The organism is Endozoicomonas sp. ONNA2 (genome assembly GCF_024606365.1).
Taxonomy (GTDB): domain Bacteria; phylum Pseudomonadota; class Gammaproteobacteria; order Pseudomonadales; family Endozoicomonadaceae; genus Endozoicomonas.
Map to the genome: position 1 here is coordinate 1 of NZ_JAHHPO010001108.1, position 1,577 is coordinate 1,577.

1 protein-coding gene is annotated in these 1,577 nt (G+C 50.5%); it reads left to right on the forward strand.

Translation table 11 applies throughout. The features are described from left to right. Window positions 1–115: 115 nt before the first annotated feature. On the forward strand, window positions 116–1,577 hold a 1,462-nt coding region (locus KDK14_RS19705; RefSeq protein ID WP_257266922.1), incomplete at its 3' end, for an NEL-type E3 ubiquitin ligase domain-containing protein.

Genomic DNA, 1,577 nt, shown 5'->3' on the forward strand with positions numbered 1-1,577 from the left:
TTTATTTTCTTCTCATAATTCAGCCTTATTATCACATTTTTTTAATAACAATGCAGATGGTCCAAGCTATCTCCCACAGGTTGGAACAGACACTCACTCATTAGAAACCGAATCATTGGCAAATCGTACGACCATTCAGTTAGTAACCATTTCCGCCGCCAGGTTGAATAGGCTGATTTCAGAACAGAATGTTGACAATGATGTTCATTACCTGGTTGAAGGTGACTTTACCTTTTCCCATCCCGCGACAACCCTGCCCAAGCACCTCTCCGTGCGGGGTAACCTTTATCTTGGTTCTTGCGTCGGTCTGAGGGAGTTGTCCGGGACCCTCCTGGTGTTGGGGGATCTTCACCTTGATGGCCGATCTGACCTGACGACCCTGACCGGGAAAATCTCCGTTGGGCGGGATTTGTATCTTTCCGATTGCACCAGCCTGTCGACGTTGCCCGAGAACCTCTACGTAGGGCATGACTTGTATCTTTCCGATTGCACCAGCCTGTTGACGTTGCCCGAGCACCTCTTCGTAGGGCATGACTTGTATCTTGACGGCTGCACCGGCCTGAGGACCCTGCCCGAGCACCTCTACGTCTATCGTAACCTTTATCTTACCAGTTGCACCGCCCTGGGTGCCCTGCCCGAGAGGCTCTTCGTGAAAGGCACCATTCATCATGCTAATTACACCAGCCTGATGGCTCTGCCCAGTTATATCAGCGACAGAGAGAATAGACGAGCTTCACAGGGTCGCCACAGCCATCTTCCCAATGACATTAGGGAAATGGTGCATGCCAATAGTGAAATGCGTGCCAATTTCATTAGGGAAATGGTGCATGCCATAATGGCAATTATGGAAATAATAATGCTGCATGCCAATGTTAATTGGGAAATGCTGCGTGGTCAGCAATTTGCAAATCTTGAGCAATGCCTGGCCTTTTGGCAAAAGCTGGCCTCATCCGATGCAGAACCACCGCAACTTGACCTCATGCCTGACAAGGCTGCTCCCCTTATTAGCTTCATGGAGAAACTGACACGCACTGCAGACTACTTTAACCCGGCTACCCGTCCTGTTCTGGCTCAACGGGTGATGGCGGTCATTTCATTACTGACCGGTAATGTCCAGATTCGGGATGCGGCCCTGGAGCTTATAGAGCATGCCATCACCTCCTGTAATGACCGGGCGGCCCTGGCACTGGACGATCTGGAAACATTACAATTAAGGACCTCTGCGTATGCCCTGGCGGTTGAAAAGCATGACCCCACAGAATTGAAGGCGTTGGGTCGGCAAATGATGATTCTGGAAAAGATCAGGGCAAGCGCCAGATCACATATGCGAACATTCCCCCGGATGGATCAGATTGAGGTTGAGCTGGCTTTTCGGATTAAATTAAGCAGGTTCTTCAAGATTCCCGGGGCAACTCAAAAAATGTCATACGCTTTTTGTGCTCGTGTTGACGATGAGAAGATTGCCCGTATTGGCGCCGACATTGAAGAATCCTGTACGGACGCAGCGCTTGAGACCTTTCTTGCCCAGTGGGAGCCATGGCAGAAATTTCAGCGCGTGCAGGCAGTGCCGCCCTTTG